The following is a 19,656-nucleotide window of genomic DNA, read 5'->3' on the forward strand; positions in this document are numbered from 1 at the left end:
CTTCCATGCAAACAGGTTGTTTTTATGGGGAAGGAGGAATAAAAGTGAAAGTGTTTGATGCACACTGTGATGTACTATGGCAATTATGGAATGCAAAAGGAAAGAAGAATTTTCAAAATGATCCGTCTCTACATATTACATTTGAACAATTGGAAAAAAGAAAAGGAAGCATACAATGCTTTGCGATATACGTACCTGAAAGCGTTTCGTATGAGCGACGTTTTGAAGCTGCGTTATCTATGATAGATATATTTTATAACCAGATTTTATCGTTGCCGAGCATGAGATTGATTCAGACAAAAAAAGATATAGAGCAGTTAGGAGCAAACGAAATTGGTGCCATTTTAACATTAGAAGGAGGCGAAGCAATTGGAAAAGAAATGATCAAATTACGCACGCTCTATCGTTTAGGAGTTCGATCTATGGGACTCACGTGGAATCATGCGAATTTATTAGCTGATGGAGCGTTGGAAACAAGAGGAGCAGGACTTACTACATTTGGTAAGAAAGTTGTAGAAGAATTGAATGCGTTTCGTTTATGGACAGATGTGTCTCATTTAAATGAAAAAGGTTTTTGGGATGTGATGGAAATTGCTCAATATCCAATTGCGTCACATTCAAATTGCTATGGGCTTTGTCAACACCCGCGTAATCTGAAAGATGAACAAGTACAAGCACTTATTCAAAAAGATGGTGTAATTGGTGTAACATTTGTTCCAGAGTTTTTAACTAATCATAGGCCTGCTTATATGGATGACATATTACGGCATGTGGAACGCATTTGTTCACTTGGAGGAGAGTGTAATATAGGATTTGGTTCGGATTTTGATGGTATCACAGAAACGGTTGTCGGTGTGGAAGCATATCGGCGTTATGAAAATGTAATCAATGAACTGAGTAAACGATACAGTGAAAGGCATGTTCAAAGCTTTTTATATGATAATTTCATTAATCATATTTCTTTCTAGTTACCTATTTTATAATGTATTTTAATTTGAGGATAAAAATTTAGAAAAATTAAAAAATTCAAATAAAAAATCAAGCCAAATTATTGCATTTTTTTCATTGTAAGGCTAGAATTGTAGACGAATTAAGATTACGCAAAACATTCAGGGAAATCTGAAGAGGTATAATTTGCGTCCATTGTAGTTTCTTTGTATAAAAAGTGCTACACTAATACTGTAAAAAAATACACTACAATGAATGCAGCCAAAAGGGGTGTAGGAGATGATTAGTCAACTTTCATGGAAAGTTGGAGGACAACAAGGTGAAGGAATTGAAAGTACAGGAGAAATTTTCTGTATTGCATTAAACCGCTTAGGGTATTACCTTTACGGTTACCGCCACTTTTCATCACGAATTAAGGGTGGTCATACTAATAATAAAATTCGCGTAAGTACAACTGAAGTGCGCGCGATATCAGATGATTTAGATATTTTAATTGCTTTTGATCAAGAAACAATTGATTTTAACTTCCATGAGCTACGACCAGGTGGAATTGTTGTTGCAGATGCAAAATTTAATCCAACTATACCAGAAAATTCAGATGTAAATCTATACGCAATACCATTTACAGATATTGCTTCTGAGCTAGGTACATCGTTAATGAAAAACATGGTTGCTGTCGGGGCATCTAGTGCAGTATTAGGATTAGATGAAACTGTATATTTAGAAGTTGTTGATGAAATTTTCGGTCGCAAAGGAGAGCAAGTTGTTGCGAAGAATATGGAAGCAATTAAGCAAGGCTCTCAATATATGAAAGAATTACTTGGTGAGAAAGTAAACATGATGCAGCTTGAAAAAGCTGATGGTCAAAAACGTATGTTTATGATCGGTAACGATGCAATTGCATTCGGGGCAGTAGCTGGTGGTGCACGCTTTATGTCAGCATACCCGATTACACCTGCATCCGAAATTATGGAATATTTAATTAAAAAACTTCCTAAGGTAGGCGGAACAGTCATCCAAACAGAGGATGAAATCGCCGCTTGTACAATGGCAATTGGTGCAAACTATGCCGGTGTACGTACGCTAACTGCATCAGCAGGGCCTGGTTTATCTTTAATGATGGAAGCAATTGGTTTAGCTGGTATTACAGAAACACCGCTTGTTATCGTTGATACCCAGCGTGGTGGTCCAAGTACTGGTTTGCCAACAAAACAAGAGCAATCAGATTTAATGGCAATGATTTACGGTACACACGGTGAAATTCCAAAAATCGTAATGGCACCAAGTACTGTTGAAGAAGCATTTTATGACATTGTCGAAGCGTTTAACTTAGCAGAAGAATATCAAGTCCCTGTTATTTTCTTAACAGACTTACAGCTTTCTTTAGGGAAACAAACGGTAGAACCACTGAAGTTAGACCGAGTAGAAATTCGCCGCGGTAAACTTGACTTACAAGCAGAGTTACCAGAGCGTGAAAATAAAGCTTACTTTAAACGTTACGAAGTGACAGAAGATGGTATTTCACCACGCGTTTTACCTGGCATGAAAAATGGTGTTCACCATGTTACAGGCGTAGAACACGATGAAACTGGTAAACCATCTGAATCAGCACTGAATCGTAAAGCACAAATGGACAAACGTTTCCGTAAAATGGAGAATTTAAAATTTAATACCCCTGTATACAAAAATGCCAAGCATGATGACGCTGATGTATTATTAGTAGGTTTTAACTCTACTCGTGGTGCAATTGAAGAAGCGATGGAGCGTTTAGAGCAAGAAGGATTAAAAGTAAATCATGCTCACGTCCGTTTAATTCATCCGTTCCCAACACATGAAATCCTTCCCCTTGTGAAGGGTGCAAAGCGCGTTGTTGTTGTGGAAAATAATGCAACAGGTCAGCTTGCTAACATTATGAAAATGAATCTTGGTAATGGAGAGAAAATTTCTAGTCTGTTAAAATACGACGGAAATCCATTCTTACCAAAAGAAATTTACAACGAATGCAAAAAAGGGGTTGTATTAAATGGCAACATTTAAGGACTTTCGTAACAGCGTAAAACCAAACTGGTGTCCAGGTTGCGGTGACTTCTCAGTGCAAGCGGCAATTCAACGTGCAGCTGCGAACGTTGGTTTAAATCCAGATGAGTTAGCTGTTATTTCAGGTATCGGCTGTTCAGGTCGTATTTCAGGCTATATTAATTCATATGGCGTTCATAGTATTCATGGACGTGCACTTCCAATAGCACAAGGGGTAAAAATGGCAAACCGTGATTTAACAGTTATCGCATCTGGTGGTGATGGAGATGGTTTTGCGATCGGTATGGGACATACCATTCATTCCATTCGTCGTAACATTGACATTACGTACATCGTTATGGATAACCAAATTTACGGTTTAACAAAAGGTCAAACTTCACCACGTAGTGAAGCGGGATTTAAAACGAAAAGTACACCACAAGGTTCAATTGAGCCAGCTTTATCTGTAATGGAAATGGCATTAACAGCTGGTGCGACATTTGTTGCTCAAAGTTTCTCTAGTGATTTAAAAGAATTAACACAGCTGATTGAAGCTGGTATTCAGCATAAAGGGTTCTCATTAATTAACGTATTTAGCCCATGTGTAACTTATAATAAAATAAATACGTATGACTGGTTTAAAGAGAATTTAACAAAACTCAGCACAGTAGAAGGATACGATCCATCTAATCGTATGATTGCTATGCAAACGTTAATGGAAAACAAAGGTTTAGTAACGGGCTTAATTTATCAAAACACAGAGCAGCCTTCTTACCAAGAGCTTGTAAAGGGATATAGCGAAAAGCCTTTAGTGCAAGCAGACTTACAAATGGATCAAAAAATGTTCGATGAACTTGTTGCTGAATTTATGTAATCGTAATAAAAAAGCTGCTTAACGGCAGCTTTTTTTGTTTACCAGAAAAATTCAGAATGTTAAAATAATAAAAGTATCGTCTTGTTAGAAAAGTTGGTTTGTGTGCTGTAGTATGTGGGTATGATACGGTCTCTTTGTTGTTAAATTTGGCTAAACACTTTATACTATGGTAGTGTGTATAGGAATAAAGCAATATGCTTTTTAAAAGGACAAGGTTAAAACAACAAAAAAGGGAATGTCTATTCGTGTCGGGAAGACCCTATTCTTATGGATGGTTAGATCGATTACTTGAATTTCAAGGGGTAAGCTATCTCTCAAACTATTCTAATCTTTAAGATGGGTCTGATTGTCATTAAAATGGACTACAGAGTGTGTATAGTTAAGGTTGAAAGGAGATTACCCATGAACGAGCAACAACGATTAGCAAGTCAACAAGCGAATTCTTCTATGAAAAAAGAAGAAAAAGATTATAGTAAATACTTTGAAAGTGTATATCAGCCACCTTCCTTGAAGGATGCGAAAAAACGCGGGAAAGAAGAAGTGAAAATTGAGCGTGATTTTGGTTTGCCAGAAGAGTTTCGTAACTTTGGTGCTGGAAGAAAGTTTTATATCCGTACTTACGGATGTCAAATGAATGAGCATGATACGGAAGTAATGGCTGGTATTTTTACAGCGCTTGGATATGAACCAACATTTTCGACAGAAGATGCAGACGTGATTCTATTAAATACTTGTGCCATTCGTGAAAATGCTGAGAATAAAGTATTTGGGGAACTTGGTCATTTAAAACCATTAAAACAAAGAAACCCTGATCTTTTAATCGGTGTGTGTGGTTGTATGTCTCAGGAAGAATCTGTTGTAAACAAAATTATGCAAAAAAATCAGCATGTAGATATGGTATTTGGTACACATAATATTCATCGCTTGCCGTACATTTTAAAAGATGCGATGTTCTCAAAAGCGACAGTTGTTGAGGTTTGGTCTAAAGAAGGAGATGTAATTGAAAATCTTCCGAAAGTACGTCGTGGCGATATTAAAGCATGGGTAAATATTATGTATGGATGCGACAAATTTTGTACATATTGCATCGTACCATATACACGCGGTAAAGAACGTAGTCGTCGCCCAGAGGATATTATTAATGAAATTCGTCATTTAGCGGCAAATGGATATAAAGAAATTACGCTGCTTGGTCAAAATGTGAACGCATATGGTAAAGACTTTGAAGATTTAGAATATGGTCTTGGCGATTTAATGGATGAACTTCGTAAGATTGATATAGCACGTGTTCGCTTTACAACAAGTCACCCACGTGATTTCGATGATCACTTAATTGAGGTGCTTGGAAAAGGCGGTAATTTAGTTGAACATATCCACTTACCAGTGCAATCGGGAAGTACAGATATGCTAAAAATTATGGCACGTAAATATTCACGGGAGCATTATTTAGAACTTGTACGTAAAATTAAAGAAACGATTCCGAATGCAGTATTAACAACTGATATTATCGTTGGTTTCCCAAATGAAACAGACGAGCAGTTTGAAGAAACGATGTCGTTATATCGTGAAGTAGGTTTTGATAGTGCATTTACATTTATTTATTCTCCACGTGAAGGTACACCTGCTGCAAAAATGAAGGATAATGTACCGATGGAAGTAAAAAAAGAGCGTTTGCAACGCTTAAATACATTAGTGAATGAATATTCTATGGAAAAGAATAAACGATATGTAGGTCAAATTGTTGAAGTATTAGTTGATGGAGAGAGTAAAAATAATCCTGATGTGCTTGCAGGTTATACACGTACTAATAAGCTTGTAAACTTCGTAGCTCCAAAATCTGCAATCGGTCAGCTTGTAAAAGTAAAAGTAACGGAAGCAAAAACTTGGTCTCTAAACGGGGAATTGGTTGAGGAGCCGATCGAGGTGAAATAATAGATGAAGATTTATACAAAAGATGAAATTGTCGAGCAAGCGAAAGAATTAGCGAAAATGATTTCTGAAACAGAAGAAGTGGATTTCTTTAAACGTGCAGAAGCACAAATTCATAAAAATGAAAATGTGAAACGTGCAATTGATGAAATTAAGGCACTGCAAAAACAAGCTGTAAACTTACAACATTATGGTAAATGGGAAGCGTTGAAAAAAGTAGAAGCGGAAATAGACGCCTTGCAAGATAAACTGGATAGCATTCCGGTTGTACAGGAATTCAAATCTTCACAAACATATGTAAATGATTTACTGCAACTTGTAGCAAGTACCATTTCTAATAACGTAACGGATGAAATTTTAATTTCAACTGGTGGTAATGTGTTAAAAGGTGAAACCGGTGCTGAAATAGAGAGTAAAAAAGGGAATTGTGGTTGTTAGGAGAGATGCCTTATAGGCATCTCTTTTTTATTTTTATTCAACTCTATAGTCTTTTGTCAAAAAAAGAATGACACATTCCGCTATTGTCACGCATATGATTAAGTGAATATTGATTGAGGAGGGTTCCGAATGTCCGAATTTAGAGAGATTATTACAAAGGCAGTAGTGGGCAAAGGACGTAAGTATACAAAATCAACGCATACATGTGAATCAAATCATGAGCCGACAAGTATTCTCGGATGTTGGGTAATTAATCACACATATGAAGCAAGAAAGAATGGGAAGTCTGTAGAAATTGAAGGATACTACGATGTGAATACGTGGTACTCATTTGATGAAAACACAAAAACAGAAGTTGTAACAGAACGTGTTAGTTACACGGATGAAGTGAATGTTGGATATCGTGACAAAAATTTTTCAGGTGAAGATTTAGAAATTATTGCTCGCGTTATTCAACATCCAAATTGTTTAGAAGCGATTGTTTCACCAAATGGTAACAAGATTGTTGTAACTGTAGAGCGTGAATTTGTAACAGAAGTTGTCGGTGAAACAAAAATTTGTGTAAATGTAAATCCAGATGGATGTCCAGAGAATGAGGAAGATTTTGAAGTAGATGATGATGAATTTGAAGAGTTAGATCCAAACTTTATTGTAGAAGCAGAAGAAGAGTAATAGAAAGCTAGGGAGAAATTCTTCCTAGCTTTTTACATAAGGTGAATGAACATGTTTCCTTATAAAAATGTGCTATAATGAAGAGAGAGGCTCCTAAAAGAGGAGATAAGAGTGTCCGTGAAGTGCGGCATTTAAATATATAGCACATTTTTATGAAGTATGGAGGAAACAAATGGCCCAGTATACCCCTATGATACAACAATATTTAAAGGTCAAGGCAGACTATCAAGATGCCTTTTTATTTTTTCGTTTAGGTGATTTTTATGAAATGTTTTTTGAAGATGCAGTTAAGGCAGCTCATGAACTTGAAATTACGCTAACTAGCCGAGATGGGGGAAGCAGTGATCGAATACCGATGTGTGGTGTTCCGTACCATGCAGCGAAAAATTATATTGAACAGCTCGTTGAAAAAGGATATAAAGTTGCAATCTGTGAACAAGTAGAAGATCCGAAAACAGCAAAAGGTGTTGTACGTCGTGAAGTTGTTCAATTAATTACGCCAGGAACCATGATGGAGGGGCGTACGATTGATGAAAAAGAAAATAACTTTTTAGCTGCGTTAACTCATTTTGAAGATGGTTCGTATGCATTAGCTTGTAATGATTTAACAACAGGGCAAAATACAGTAACACTGTTAACAGGTTCTGTAGAAGATGTCTTATTAGAAGTCTACGCAACAGGTTCAAAAGAAATTGTTGTGGATTCTACATTTTCAAAAGATGAGCTAAGTAAGCTGACGGAAACATTAAAGATGACAATCTCTTATGAAGATGAAACGAAAGTACCTGAAGGATTAGAGCATCTTGTGAAAAATGTAACCCAAACGAAATTAGTTACAGCAGTAGGGCGCTTATTAAATTATGTATTAAGAACACAAAAACGTTCATTAGATCACCTGCAGTCGGTAGATATTTATTATACCAATCAATTTATGAAAATTGATGTGCATTCAAAGCGTAATTTAGAGCTAACAGAAACACTTCGAACAAAAGAAAAAACAGGCTCTTTATTATGGCTATTAGACAAAACCAAAACAGCGATGGGCGGCCGTATGCTAAAACAGTGGATGGAACGCCCGCTTATACAAAAAGAAAAAATTGAAGAGCGTCTAGAAATGGTTGAAACATTTGTGAATGACTATTTCTTACGTGAAGATTTAAAAGAAAAACTAAAAGAAGTGTATGACCTAGAGCGTTTAGCGGGAAAAGTCGCATATGGTAGCGTCAATGCTCGCGATTTACTGCAATTAAAACGTTCTCTATTGCAAGTTCCGACCATTTTAGAGGCAGTTAGTCTGTTAGACAATTCTTATGCGACAAGATTAATTCAAGGCGCTGATCCATGTGAAAGTTTAACAGAGTTACTAGATAGAAGTATCCAAGAAAACCCACCGCTTTCTATAAAAGATGGAGATATTATAAAAGATGGTTATAATAACAGGCTAGATGAATATCGTTATGTTAGTAAGAACGGAAAAACATGGATTGCAGAGCTTGAAAAACGCGAACGTGATATTACGGGAATTAAATCGTTAAAGATTGGTTACAATCGTATTTTTGGCTACTATATTGAAGTAACAAAGGCAAACCTTGCTTCGCTTCCAGAAGGGCGTTATGAGCGCAAACAGACGCTTGCAAATGCGGAGCGCTTCATTACAGATGAATTAAAAGAAAAAGAAACATTGATTTTAGAGGCAGAAGAAAAAATTGTACAGTTAGAATATGATTTATTTACTGCACTTCGTGAAGAAGTAAAAGTGTTTATTCCTAAATTACAGCACTTAGCGAAAGTAATTAGTGAATTAGATGTACTGCAAAGTTTTGCTACAGTGAGTGAAGAAGAACAATTTGTAAAACCAGTTTTAACAAATAAACGTGAGATCTTTATAAAAGATGGTCGCCATCCTGTTGTAGAAAAAGTTTTGAACGGAAAGTTGTATGTTCCGAACGATTGTGTGATGCCTGAAAACATGGATGTCTTTTTAATTACAGGTCCAAACATGTCGGGGAAAAGTACGTATATGCGTCAATTAGCACTTGTTACTGTTATGTCGCAAATCGGTTGCTTTGTACCTGCAACAGAAGCTGTATTACCAGTCTTTGATCAAATCTTTACAAGAATTGGTGCAGCAGATGATTTAATTTCAGGTCAAAGTACGTTTATGGTCGAAATGTTAGAAGCGAAAAATGCGATTGCAAATGCATCAGAAAGAAGTTTAATTTTATTTGATGAAATAGGCCGCGGTACATCTACGTATGACGGTATGGCACTCGCACAAGCAATCATTGAGCATATTCATGACCAAATTGGAGCGAAGACATTATTCTCAACGCATTACCACGAATTGACTGTATTAGAAGAAAGCTTAGAACAACTGAAAAACGTACATGTTTCAGCTATTGAAGAAAACGGAAAAGTTGTTTTCTTGCATAAAATTCAAGATGGTGCGGCAGATAAAAGTTATGGTATTCACGTTGCCCAGCTTGCTGAACTTCCAGAGAGTTTAATTGCTCGTGCAAAAGAAGTATTAGCACAGTTAGAAGGGCAAGAGGAGATCATCATTCCGAAACGTGCAGAAGTTAAAGTCCAAGAAGAAATTGTTCAAGAACCAGCTGTAGTAAAAGAAGAGGTAGAAACAATACCAGAGAAGAACGAAGAAGCAGAAGAATCACAGCTATCTTTCTTTGCAGCAGAACAATCTCCTAAAAAACAAGAAAAGCTTGCACTGGATCAAAAAGAAGCAGCGGTCTTAACACAAATTAAAAAAATTGATTTACTTGATATGACGCCTCTCGAAGCATTAAATGAATTGTATCGTTTACAGAAAAAGTTAAAGAAAGGATGAGTAAGTAGATGGGGAAAATTCGCAAACTCGATGACCAACTCTCAAACTTAATTGCAGCTGGAGAAGTAGTCGAACGCCCTGCTTCGGTTGTAAAAGAGCTTGTCGAAAATTCCATCGATGCGAATAGTACATCTATTGAAATCCACTTAGAAGAAGCTGGATTATCGAAGATTCGCATCATCGATAATGGGGATGGCATTGATGAAGAAGATTGTATTGTTGCCTTTGAACGACATGCAACAAGCAAAATTAAGGATGAAAATGATCTGTTTCGAATCCGGACGTTAGGTTTCCGCGGTGAGGCATTGCCAAGTATTGCATCTGTTAGTGAATTAGAGTTAATCACAAGCACAGGAGATGCACCAGGTACACATCTTGTTATTAAAGGTGGAGACATTATAAAGCAGGAAAAAACAGCGAGCCGTAAAGGAACAGATATTACAGTTCAAAACCTGTTTTTTAATACGCCCGCGCGCCTTAAATATATGAAAACAATTCATACAGAGCTTGGTAATATTACAGACATTGTGTATCGCATTGCAATGTCCCATCCAGAGGTATCTTTGAAGCTATTTCATAATGAGAAAAAATTGCTTCATACATCTGGAAATGGTGATGTAAGACAAGTACTTGCAGCTATTTACAGTATTCAAGTTGCAAAAAAATTAATTCCGATTGAAGCAGAATCATTAGATTTTACCATTCGTGGCTATGTCACATTGCCTGAAGTAACGAGAGCGTCTCGTAACTACATGTCAACGATTGTAAATGGCCGCTACGTTCGAAACTATGTACTAATGAAAGCAATCCAGCAAGGGTATCATACATTGCTTCCAGTTGGGCGTTATCCAATCGGTTTCTTATCAATTGAGATGGATCCAATGCTAGTTGACGTTAACGTCCATCCAGCAAAATTAGAAGTGCGTTTTAGTAAAGAGCAGGAACTCCTGCAATTAATTGAAAGCACATTACAAGATGCATTTAAAAAAATACAACTTATTCCAGATGCTGGAGTGACAACGAAGAAAAAAGAAAAAGACCAAAGTGTGCAAGAACAATTCTATTTTGAGCATACAAAGCCCAAAGAGCCACCTATGTCTAATATCGTCTTACCAACTGGGATGGATGAGAAGCAAGAAGAAGTGAGTACAATAAAACAAAAGCCCGCGCCGCAACTTTGGCAACCATCAAAGCAAGAATGGCAGCCTCCTGAGTCTTTAGTAAGAGAAGAAAATAAATGGCAACCGTCTAAGCCAATCATTGAAGAATCAATTCCAGAAGCAAAAGATTGGGGTAGCAGCGATGATGGGTTTGAATTAGAAGAAGAGGAAGAAATCCAAGAAATTGAAATGAACGGAAACGATTTACCACCACTTTATCCAATTGGGCAAATGCATGGAACTTATATTTTCGCTCAAAATGATAAAGGCTTATATATGATTGACCAGCATGCAGCGCAAGAGCGAATTAATTATGAATATTTCCGTGATAAAGTAGGTCAAGTAACACAAGAAGTACAGGAGTTACTTGTACCATATCGTATTGATTTATCGCTTACTGAATTCTTACGTGTCGAAGAAGAATTAGAGGAATTGAAAAAGGTAGGATTGTTCCTAGAACAATTTGGTCATCAATCCTTTATTGTCCGCTCACATCCAACATGGTTCCCAAAAGGGAAAGAAACAGAGATTATTGACGAAATGATGCAGCAAGTGGTTAAACTAAAAAAAGTCGATATTAAAAAGTTACGTGAAGAAGTAGCCATCATGATGAGCTGTAAAGCATCAATTAAAGCGAATCAATATTTAACAAACGATCAAATCTTTGCTTTACTCGAAGAACTGCGTACAACAACAAATCCATACACATGTCCGCATGGTAGACCGATTCTTGTGCATCATTCTACTTATGAACTGGAGAAGATGTTTAAGCGGGTTATGTAGTAGTTGTGTACCGTTTATAAAAAGATATATCCGTTATTCTTAGGAAGTAAAAGATTTCTGAGTTAAAGAGCCCTCCGAAAAGTTGTTTTCGGAGGGCTCTTTGTTTTTATGTTTAAATATATATATTTTTCTTATAGAGTAAATGACACAGTTGTTAACTATCTTGATAGACGTTTTCTCCTTATGTAACAAAAATGTTCATTTTATCTTTTTTAAGGTGGCCTGTTTCTTGGCTTAATATATAAATTGATGAGATGTTTCGTAAGGTTTTTAGTATTGGATTTTTTTGCTTTTAAATTAGCTGAGATATTGTCTTAATGTTTCTAATCCTATTTTCAACTCATCGCATGACGATGAGTTTATTACAGCAAATTATCATAATTGCCATGGTTAATGCTTACAAGATTTTTTCCATCAGGTAAACCTACACCACAGTATATTCAGTATCTCGGCAGGGTACTACCTTCGGCGGTGATAAGTCTTTTAGTCATTTACTGGTTCAAGGATGTGAACTTATTATCCGGTAGTCATGGCGCTTCTGAACTGATTGCGGTTACAGTGGTAATATTGCTTCACTTCTGGAAGAGACAAATGCTTCTCTCCATAGTTGGGGGAACAATCATATATATGGTGTTAGTACAATTGGGTTTTTAATTACTTCCATTTGATATTTTACATGAGCAAAATCTGATAGCAACAATGGAAGCTGTTTCTTATCGTAAAGATCACTATTTTACTAATCTTGATGAAAATATATAAAAAATAAGAACAAATTAAAATGATAAAAAAACACTTTATTTTATTGAATAATTTGAATTTTTGTGTTTTAAAGGATAGGATTATTAATATAGACTATCTTATAAATGATAGTCTATGACTTTTTAATTTTGATTTAGTATTAGTTAATTTAAATGATGTACTACAAGCTGAATACGAAGATAATAGCTTGTTGATATGGAGGGGAATATATTGCCACAAAGTCACTTTGGACGGTCTAATAAACAAATAAGAAAACATGTTGAGATACTTGATGGTACTAGAAGTCCGCATATCTTATTAAAGAATGCGACTTATTTAAATTCATATATGCGTGAATGGGTTATGGCAAATATTTGGATTTTTGATGATCGTATTGTATATGTAGGGGGAAAATTGCCACAACAACTACATGATTGTGAAGTAATTGATTGTCATGGAAAGTATGTAGTACCTGGTTATATCGAACCGCATGCACACCCTTATCAATTATATAATCCTCAGACATTAGCGAATTATGCGATGCAATTAGGTACAACAACGTTAATTAATGATAATTTGACCATTTTCTTTGAGCTACAACGTGAAGTAGCATTTGATTTATTAGATAATTTACAAAATATCCCTGCAAGTATGTACTGGTGGTGCCGTTACGATGGACAAACCGAATTGCAAAATGAAAGCTTGATATTTAACAGTGAAGAAATATCGGCATGGCTTCAGCATGAAGCAGTTCTTCAAGGCGGTGAACTAACAGCATGGCCGAGATTATTAAATGGCGATGATCAGATGCTATCTTGGATACAAGAAACAAAAAAGTTAAAGAAAAAAGTAGAGGGACATTTTCCAGGAGCATCCGAAACAACGTTAGCAAAGCTAATGTTGCTGGGGACTGATTGTGATCATGAAGCAATGACAGGTCAGGAAGCCTTAACACGTCTTATGCATGGTTACACAGTATCTCTTAGAAACTCTTCTATCCGACCGGATTTAGAAATTTTACTAAAAGAATTACTGGAATTAGGTGTTCGTCAATTTGATAGATTCTTCTTTACAACAGACGGTTCGCACCCGTCTTTTTATGAAAATGGTATGAATGATACAATGATTGCAATAGCAATAAAACAAGGAATCCCATTAATAGATGCTTATCATATGGCAAGTTATAATATTGCTCGTTATTATAATATGGAGCATCTACATGGTACGATTGCTACAGCAAGAATTGCTAATATTAATATATTGGAAAGTAAAGAAAATCCTACTCCAATTAGTGTTATTGCAAAAGGACAATGGATTAAACGTGATGGAATAAATAAAAATGAATCATTAAACGTAGAATGGGATAAATTCCAAGTAGTTCCTTTACAATTAGACTGGTGTTTACAGAAAGAAGATATGATTTTTTCTGATGCAAATGGTATAAAGTTATTGAATAATGTTATTACAAAGCCATATGCTAGTGAAATTGATTTAAAATGTGATGAACTTTCTTTTGAACATGATGAATGTTTCCTTATGATGATTGCTCGTGATGGTACTTGGTGAGTTAATACAGTAGTGAAAGGTTTTGCAAATCGATTAGGAGGCTTTGCAAGCTCTTATTCCGGTACGGGTGATATCATTCTTATTGGAAAGAGTAAAGAAGATATGCGAAGTGCTTTTAAAAGAGTGAAAGAAATCGGTGGTGGAATAGTAATAACTGAAAGGAATAAAATTTTACATGAAATTGCTCTACCTTTATTAGGGATCATGTCCGACTTAGAAATGAGTTCCTTAATACACGAAGAGAAAATTATGGTGAAATTACTTCAAGAACGAGGTTATCACTTTAATGACCCGTCCTTTACGTTACTATTCTTCTCTGCAACACACTTACCTTTCATTAGAGTGACGCCAATAGGGTTATACGATGTGAAGAATAGAAAGGTCCTTGTTTCTCCCATAAAACGAAATTTACATATGATAGGTGAAATAAGTAATTAGTCATATTTCATTAGTATTGTGGATTTCGAATAAATAAACCTGTGCTATTAGTAATGGGGGGAAGTCAAGGTGCGCAGTGGATAAATGGTATGATTAGAGATAATTTAAATAAATTATTAGAGAAGTTTAATATTGTGCATATGTGTGGAAAGGGAAAAATGGATCCATCCAGGTAGAAGGCTATAAACAGTTCGAATATGTAGGAGAGGAATTACCGGATATACTTAATCTTGCGAGTGTTGTTGTTTCAAGGGCAGGTTCTACCGCTATTTCTGAACTTATTGGTTTTGAAAAAGCCGATCCTTTTAATCCCGCTCACTAGTGGTTCTAGTAGAGGAGATCAAATTATAAACACGGAATATTTCAGGCATTCATGTTACGCTGAAGTATTACTTCAAGAAGATACAACAGGCTACAAATTTATTAATTCGATAAATCAATTATATAAAGACAGAGAAAGATATATTCAAAATATGAATAATTATAGAAGAAAAGATGATGAGGGAACTACTCAATTAGTTGATTTAATCTGTGAGATGGCTAAGTAATGAGAAGGGTTATATACGTAAGTGTTAATGAATTGCATGACTGAATTAAGCTTTTGTGTTTGGAGAAAAGTTATCTTTATGGAGAAGATAAGCCATTTAATACTGATGATACAAAAGCTGTACAAGCAGAGACTAAATAGGTGAAATTTACTAAAGATATGGGAAATCAGGTGGATTTAATAGATTCACTTTCAATCATAAAGAAATAAAAGGATCATATTTAGTGCAGTAAAAAACACCCAGGATAAACCCTTGAATTTATCCTGGGTGTCTTGTTTTAAAGTGTAATTTTTATCCGCATTAATAGGCAGTAAGACCCCGATTGGTAAAAGATAATCCCAAGTAGGGAATGAAGCCCCCGTATTGATGGGAATTTCACTGTATGTAATGAGTTGTCATTTATCGTAAGTGTAGGGTTAAATAGTGTCTATAATTCAAGCGTTGAATAATGAGATAAGTACTTTCCAACATACAGACCACTTGCTGCTGCTTGAGATAATGAATGAGTAATGCCCGAACAATCTCCAATCAAATACAATCCTTTAATAGTTGTCTCAAATCTTTCGTTGATTTTAATCGTAGGAGCATAAAACTTCCCATCAATCCCATATAGTAGTGTATCCTTGTCAATAGGTTCTTCGATAAATTGTTCTAAACGTAACAAAAAATCTTTGAGGGCTCCAATATATAATGGAGGGATTTCTTTATTAAGATCTCCGTAATCTCCCTGTAGTGTAGGTTGTATACGATTATATTTCATCATTCTTTCTACTGTAGGTTGTTTTTTTAATAAATCCTCTAAGCGCTGCACAACAATTCGATCTCGTCCCTGATTAATTCCTCTAATAATTTTTTTTGCGTATAAATTGGCCTCTTTGAGAGTATGGAAATAGCGTGGAATAAATAAAGTGAAATTTAAATTAGAAGTGTCATTACCTTGCTCTCGAAAGTTTTGACCGTCGGGCATAACTAAACCTTCTTCATACTTACGAATAATACGTCCTTTTGGATTCATACAGTAAGTAGTTGCTGTGAAATTTTTATGTTGATAAGAAAGTTTTGTTTCAAATGTGTCTTTTAATATCGAGCGTAGCTGATATTCTTTCATCTCTACTCGGATACCTAAATCTACACGAGCTTGCTCCTGTACAATTCCAAGAGAAGAGCATTTTTCTTTTAACCAGTCTGCCCCAGAACGCCCAGTTGCAAATACCACCTGTCTAGAGTGAATAACCCCTTGATTTGTAGTTATTTTAAAATGTTGCTCCTGCTTAACGATATATTGTACATCTATGTGAAATTGGATATCTATCTTGTTACGTAAAAATTCATAGAGTTGCTGAAAAATGTTTGTTGAAAGTGTAGTACCTAGATGTCTTACTTGTGTTGATAACATCTGTAAATCGCACGCCTCAGCTTTTTGGGTAAGGCTTTGATTCTCTGTTGAATATTTTGGAGTTATGTCTCCGCCAAAACGACATAGAATCTCGTCTACTTCATCCATTAGTTTTAGAAAAGTTTTTTTACCTACTTTTTTTTCTAGTTCTCCTCCGAACCCATTTGTGTAATTAAATTTCCCTTCAGATTTCCCTAAACCACCGAATCCAAAATATTTATCACATGTATTACAAGTACATGAATTACCCGTATCTAAAGGACAATTTCTATGTTCTAATGGTTTGCCTTTATCAAGAATTAAAATTTTTTGGTTGCTTTTAGCTAGTACATAAGCCATAAAAACAGCACTTACTCCGCCACCAATGATTGTAACATCATACATATTCTTTCACCTGCTATTGAATAGTTTGCTTGCTATCTTTCTAGTGTATAACAAGTTTTCGAAGTTGGGAAATAGCTTATCTTTATTAGAGGGATAAACGATTTTTTCTCATAAGTTATTAAAGAGTGAATGCAATGAATTATTCTTTTGTTGATTTCGACATTATCTACATTTTATCTTTACTTTTCTCTATTGATCTATTTATCTCGCATTAACGGGCAGTAAGCCCCCACCTCAAAATTCAGAGAAAAACGGGGAAGATAGGTGGGGATCAACTGCTCGTAAAAGCCCGATTGATTCAACTGATAATCAGTGGGGAATGAAGAAAAACTCCACTGATTAAAGTTTCACTTTATTATAAGAACTGGTTGTAAATAATGAAGCAGCCAAATCAAGGTTCAGTAATAGTAAAAAAGTGTGCAAGTAAGTAACTGTTTATACACATAAAGAGGATGCCTTATAAAGGCATCCTTTCTTTTACTTAGTAGATAACATTTTATCATTTTGTACCTCTGATTCATTATGGGAAAAATAATCATTTCTTAATATTCTCCATAAATAGCCTACAAAAGCTCCAAATATTGCAGGTAAAATCCAACCCATTCCCACCGTATATAATGGAATAAAATGATAAAGGCTTTCGATAACATGTATTTCAATGTTACTTTGCTTTAAGCCATCAACGATACTAATGAAAGCTGTTCCTGCTAAACTACCTACGTAAACAGATGAGTAACCTTTAAAAGATTTATGAAAAAAAGATAAAATAATTAAAACGATGGTTAAAGGATAAATCATAGTTAATATTGGAACAGAAAATAATATAATTTGAGTTAAACCTAGGTTAGCAAGAGACATACTAATGAAACAAAGAATTCCAATCCATGTTTTATAACTAAAATATGGAATAATTCTAGAAAAATATTGACCACAAGAAGTGATAAGGCCAATGGATGTCGTTAAGCAAGCAAGAGTAAATACTAATCCTAATAGAATACTACCTAAATTCCCAAATAAATGAGTAGTCACAACTGTTAAAATAAGTCCACCATTTTCAGTTGAAAGAATCAAAGACTGGCTAGTAGCTCCTAAATGCCCTAGCATCAGATAAATAATTGCTAAAAAAGCGCCTGCGATTATCCCTGTCTTAATAGTGATATGAGTTATCTTTTTTGAATCATGGATACCTCTTTTTTTAATTGCTGTAATAACAACACTTCCAAAAAGAAGAGCAGATAAAGCGTCCATTGTTAAGTAACCATCTATAACGCCTTTAAATATAGCGGTATGTTCATACTTTTGAGATGGTATTCCATATTCTCCAATTGGATGTAATATACTTTGAATAAATATAATTGCAATAATTCCTAGTATAATGGGAGTTAAAACTTTACCAATTCGATCAAATAATTTAGAAGGATTTAGACATAACCAAAAATTTAAAGAAAAATAAAGAATGGTATAAATAAAAAGTGATAAACCTTGGGTCTTTAACTCATTCGGAAGAAACGGAACAGCCCCCATTTCAAAAGCTACACTTCCTGCACGTGGAATAACTAAAAATGGACCAAGACATAAGTATGTTATGAGTGTGAAGGTTATTGAAAATTTTGGATGTACATGATTGGTTAATGCTTGTAAACTTCCGAACTTAGCGATAGCAGTTACACCTAATATTGGTAGACCAACTGAAGTAATAAGGAAACCCATCATTCCTTCCCAAATATTTGCTCCAGCGGCATGCCCTAAGGAAGGGGGGAAAATCAAGTTGCCTGCTCCAAAAAATAGAGCGAATAACATAAGACCGATATATAAGTTATCTTTAATTGAAAAATTTTTCATTTTTATTCCTCCTGCTTTCATCTTTTTAATTTCTATGACTTTTTTAATGTCTTTTCATTTTTACGTAGAAAATAAAAAAACTCACCTCCACAATCAAATATGCATAATATGCTTGATTGCTGAGGCGAGATTATCGCGGTACCACCCAACTTTTCTATTTCCTCACGGTAAATAGACTTAGTAAGTCAATATGACTTTAGTTCGATAACGAGAACTATATCGTTGCTTTCTACTAGATACAATTTTTCCATCTTTCAAAAGCAAAGCTCCAAGACTACCTTCAAAGAGATCTCATAATCGTTCTTTCAGCCAGTGAAACGACTCTCTGTGTATGAGAATTCTCTTTTACTCCTTCTTTTCAACGCCATTATGTATTCAATTTATATAAAAAGCCCCAACATTTGATCGATTCCTGAAAAATCAATCAAATGTTGGGGCGAGGTTATCACGGTACCACCCAACTTTTCTATTTCCTTACGGTAAATAGACTTAGTAAGTCAATATGACTTTAGTTCGGTAACGAGAACCATATCGTTGCTTTCTACTGGATACAATTTTTCCACCTTTCAAAAGCAAAGCTCCAAGACTACCTTCAAAGGGGTATCATAATCGTTCTCTCAGCCAGTGGAACGACTCTCTGTGTATGAGAATTCTCTTTTACTCCTTCTTTTCAACGCTGTTATGTATTCAATTCATATAAAAAGCCCCAATATTTGATTCTGAAAATCAAATATTGGGGCGAAAGTATCACGGTACCACCCAATTTCCCCTATTTCCCTCACGAAAAACAGGCTTTATAAGTTTAACGAATAAAATTAAACTTAGGTCTGCTAACGGGACCAACCGTTACTTACTAATCTAGACATGAAATAGCTATTTCACAAGTAAAGCTCCAAGGCTACCTTCAATGATTCGATCGTTACCACCCTTTCAGCCTTGGGGCAGCTCTCTGATACGCTCCTAATCATCTACTCTCCTCTTCATCGCAGATAAAATCATGACAAATTACATGTGCTTAAGTTGTTATAACGGATTATAAAAAAATATAAGCTATTCTGTCAATACATTTTTTGATCAAC

Annotated in this window: 10 protein-coding genes, 3 pseudogenes and 3 other annotated features; of the genes and pseudogenes, 11 read left to right on the forward strand and 2 right to left on the reverse strand. The window is 35.3% G+C overall.

The features are described 5' to 3' along the window. The first annotated feature begins 5 nt into the window (after nucleotides 1-5). The 11 genes and pseudogenes from LOK41_RS15045 to LOK41_RS15095 all read left to right on the forward strand — a co-directional run bounded on the left by LOK41_RS15045 (nucleotide 6) and on the right by LOK41_RS15095 (nucleotide 14,955). A complete protein-coding gene (locus LOK41_RS15045; RefSeq protein ID WP_241817296.1) occupies nucleotides 6-968 on the forward strand; it encodes a dipeptidase in 963 nt (320 codons plus the stop codon). Nucleotides 969-1,227: 259 nt separating this feature from the next. Beyond that, nucleotides 1,228-2,985 (forward strand): 2-oxoacid:acceptor oxidoreductase subunit alpha, encoded by a 1,758-nt coding sequence (locus tag LOK41_RS15050; RefSeq protein ID WP_241817242.1) that lies wholly within the window; start codon nucleotides 1,228-1,230, stop codon nucleotides 2,983-2,985. Beyond that, a complete protein-coding gene (locus LOK41_RS15055; protein ID WP_174102199.1) occupies nucleotides 2,972-3,838 on the forward strand; it encodes a 2-oxoacid:ferredoxin oxidoreductase subunit beta in 867 nt (288 codons plus the stop codon). Before LOK41_RS15050 ends, LOK41_RS15055 begins: the two co-directional genes overlap by 14 nt. Before the next feature lie 402 nt (nucleotides 3,839-4,240). Then, the gene (miaB, locus tag LOK41_RS15060; RefSeq protein WP_174102198.1) at nucleotides 4,241-5,770 is read left to right on the forward strand and encodes a tRNA (N6-isopentenyl adenosine(37)-C2)-methylthiotransferase MiaB; all 1,530 of its coding nucleotides are present in this window, start codon (nucleotides 4,241-4,243) and stop codon (nucleotides 5,768-5,770) included. 3 nt (nucleotides 5,771-5,773) lie between these two features. Continuing rightward, on the forward strand, nucleotides 5,774-6,205 hold the full coding sequence (locus LOK41_RS15065) for a YlbF/YmcA family competence regulator (protein WP_174102197.1): 432 nt from the start codon (nucleotides 5,774-5,776) through the stop codon (nucleotides 6,203-6,205). Between the two features lie 129 nt (nucleotides 6,206-6,334). Then, on the forward strand, nucleotides 6,335-6,877 hold the full coding sequence (gene cotE / locus LOK41_RS15070) for an outer spore coat protein CotE (RefSeq protein ID WP_174102196.1): 543 nt from the start codon (nucleotides 6,335-6,337) through the stop codon (nucleotides 6,875-6,877). 172 nt (nucleotides 6,878-7,049) lie between these two features. After that, nucleotides 7,050-9,722, forward strand: a complete 2,673-nt coding sequence (gene mutS / locus LOK41_RS15075; RefSeq protein ID WP_241817243.1) for a DNA mismatch repair protein MutS — start codon at nucleotides 7,050-7,052, stop codon at nucleotides 9,720-9,722. Between the two features lie 8 nt (nucleotides 9,723-9,730). Next, nucleotides 9,731-11,665, forward strand: a complete 1,935-nt coding sequence (mutL, locus tag LOK41_RS15080; protein ID WP_241817244.1) for a DNA mismatch repair endonuclease MutL — start codon at nucleotides 9,731-9,733, stop codon at nucleotides 11,663-11,665. Nucleotides 11,666-12,012: 347 nt separating this feature from the next. Then, nucleotides 12,013-12,319 (forward strand): annotated as a pseudogene (locus LOK41_RS15085) (branched-chain amino acid transporter permease). 300 nt (nucleotides 12,320-12,619) lie between these two features. After that, a pseudogene (locus LOK41_RS15090) lies at nucleotides 12,620-14,407 on the forward strand (adenine deaminase C-terminal domain-containing protein). A gap of 53 nt (nucleotides 14,408-14,460) precedes the next feature. Continuing rightward, nucleotides 14,461-14,955, forward strand: a pseudogene (locus LOK41_RS15095) (glycosyltransferase). 427 nt (nucleotides 14,956-15,382) lie between these two features. Here the strand turns inward: LOK41_RS15095 and LOK41_RS15100 are convergent. Together LOK41_RS15100 and brnQ are read right to left on the reverse strand one after the other, a co-directional pair. Then, nucleotides 15,383-16,735 (reverse strand): FAD-binding oxidoreductase/lyase, encoded by a 1,353-nt coding sequence (locus LOK41_RS15100; RefSeq protein WP_241817245.1) that lies wholly within the window; start codon nucleotides 16,733-16,735, stop codon nucleotides 15,383-15,385. Between the two features lie 477 nt (nucleotides 16,736-17,212). Then, on the reverse strand, nucleotides 17,213-18,577 hold the full coding sequence (brnQ, locus tag LOK41_RS15105) for a branched-chain amino acid transport system II carrier protein (RefSeq protein ID WP_241817246.1): 1,365 nt from the start codon (nucleotides 18,575-18,577) through the stop codon (nucleotides 17,213-17,215). A gap of 117 nt (nucleotides 18,578-18,694) precedes the next feature. Beyond that, nucleotides 18,695-18,948: a binding site (T-box leader), on the reverse strand. Between the two features lie 58 nt (nucleotides 18,949-19,006). Then, nucleotides 19,007-19,260: a binding site (T-box leader), on the reverse strand. Nucleotides 19,261-19,308: 48 nt separating this feature from the next. Next, nucleotides 19,309-19,570: a binding site (T-box leader), on the reverse strand. Nucleotides 19,571-19,656 lie beyond the last annotated feature (86 nt).

This window comes from Bacillus sp. TL12 (assembly GCF_022625245.1).
Classification (GTDB): Bacteria; Bacillota; Bacilli; order Bacillales; family Bacillaceae_G; genus Bacillus_A.

Coding starts and splice junctions, on each gene's coding strand:
- LOK41_RS15045 (WP_241817296.1), top strand. CDS start 6: ATGCAAACAGGTTGTTTTTATGGGGAAGGAGGAATAAAAGTGAAAGTG.
- LOK41_RS15050 (WP_241817242.1), top strand. CDS start 1,228: ATGATTAGTCAACTTTCATGGAAAGTTGGAGGACAACAAGGTGAAGGA.
- LOK41_RS15055 (WP_174102199.1), top strand. CDS start 2,972: ATGGCAACATTTAAGGACTTTCGTAACAGCGTAAAACCAAACTGGTGT.
- miaB (WP_174102198.1), top strand. CDS start 4,241: ATGAACGAGCAACAACGATTAGCAAGTCAACAAGCGAATTCTTCTATG.
- LOK41_RS15065 (WP_174102197.1), top strand. CDS start 5,774: ATGAAGATTTATACAAAAGATGAAATTGTCGAGCAAGCGAAAGAATTA.
- cotE (WP_174102196.1), top strand. CDS start 6,335: ATGTCCGAATTTAGAGAGATTATTACAAAGGCAGTAGTGGGCAAAGGA.
- mutS (WP_241817243.1), top strand. CDS start 7,050: ATGGCCCAGTATACCCCTATGATACAACAATATTTAAAGGTCAAGGCA.
- mutL (WP_241817244.1), top strand. CDS start 9,731: ATGGGGAAAATTCGCAAACTCGATGACCAACTCTCAAACTTAATTGCA.
- LOK41_RS15100 (WP_241817245.1), bottom strand. CDS start 16,735: ATGTATGATGTTACAATCATTGGTGGCGGAGTAAGTGCTGTTTTTATG.
- brnQ (WP_241817246.1), bottom strand. CDS start 18,577: ATGAAAAATTTTTCAATTAAAGATAACTTATATATCGGTCTTATGTTA.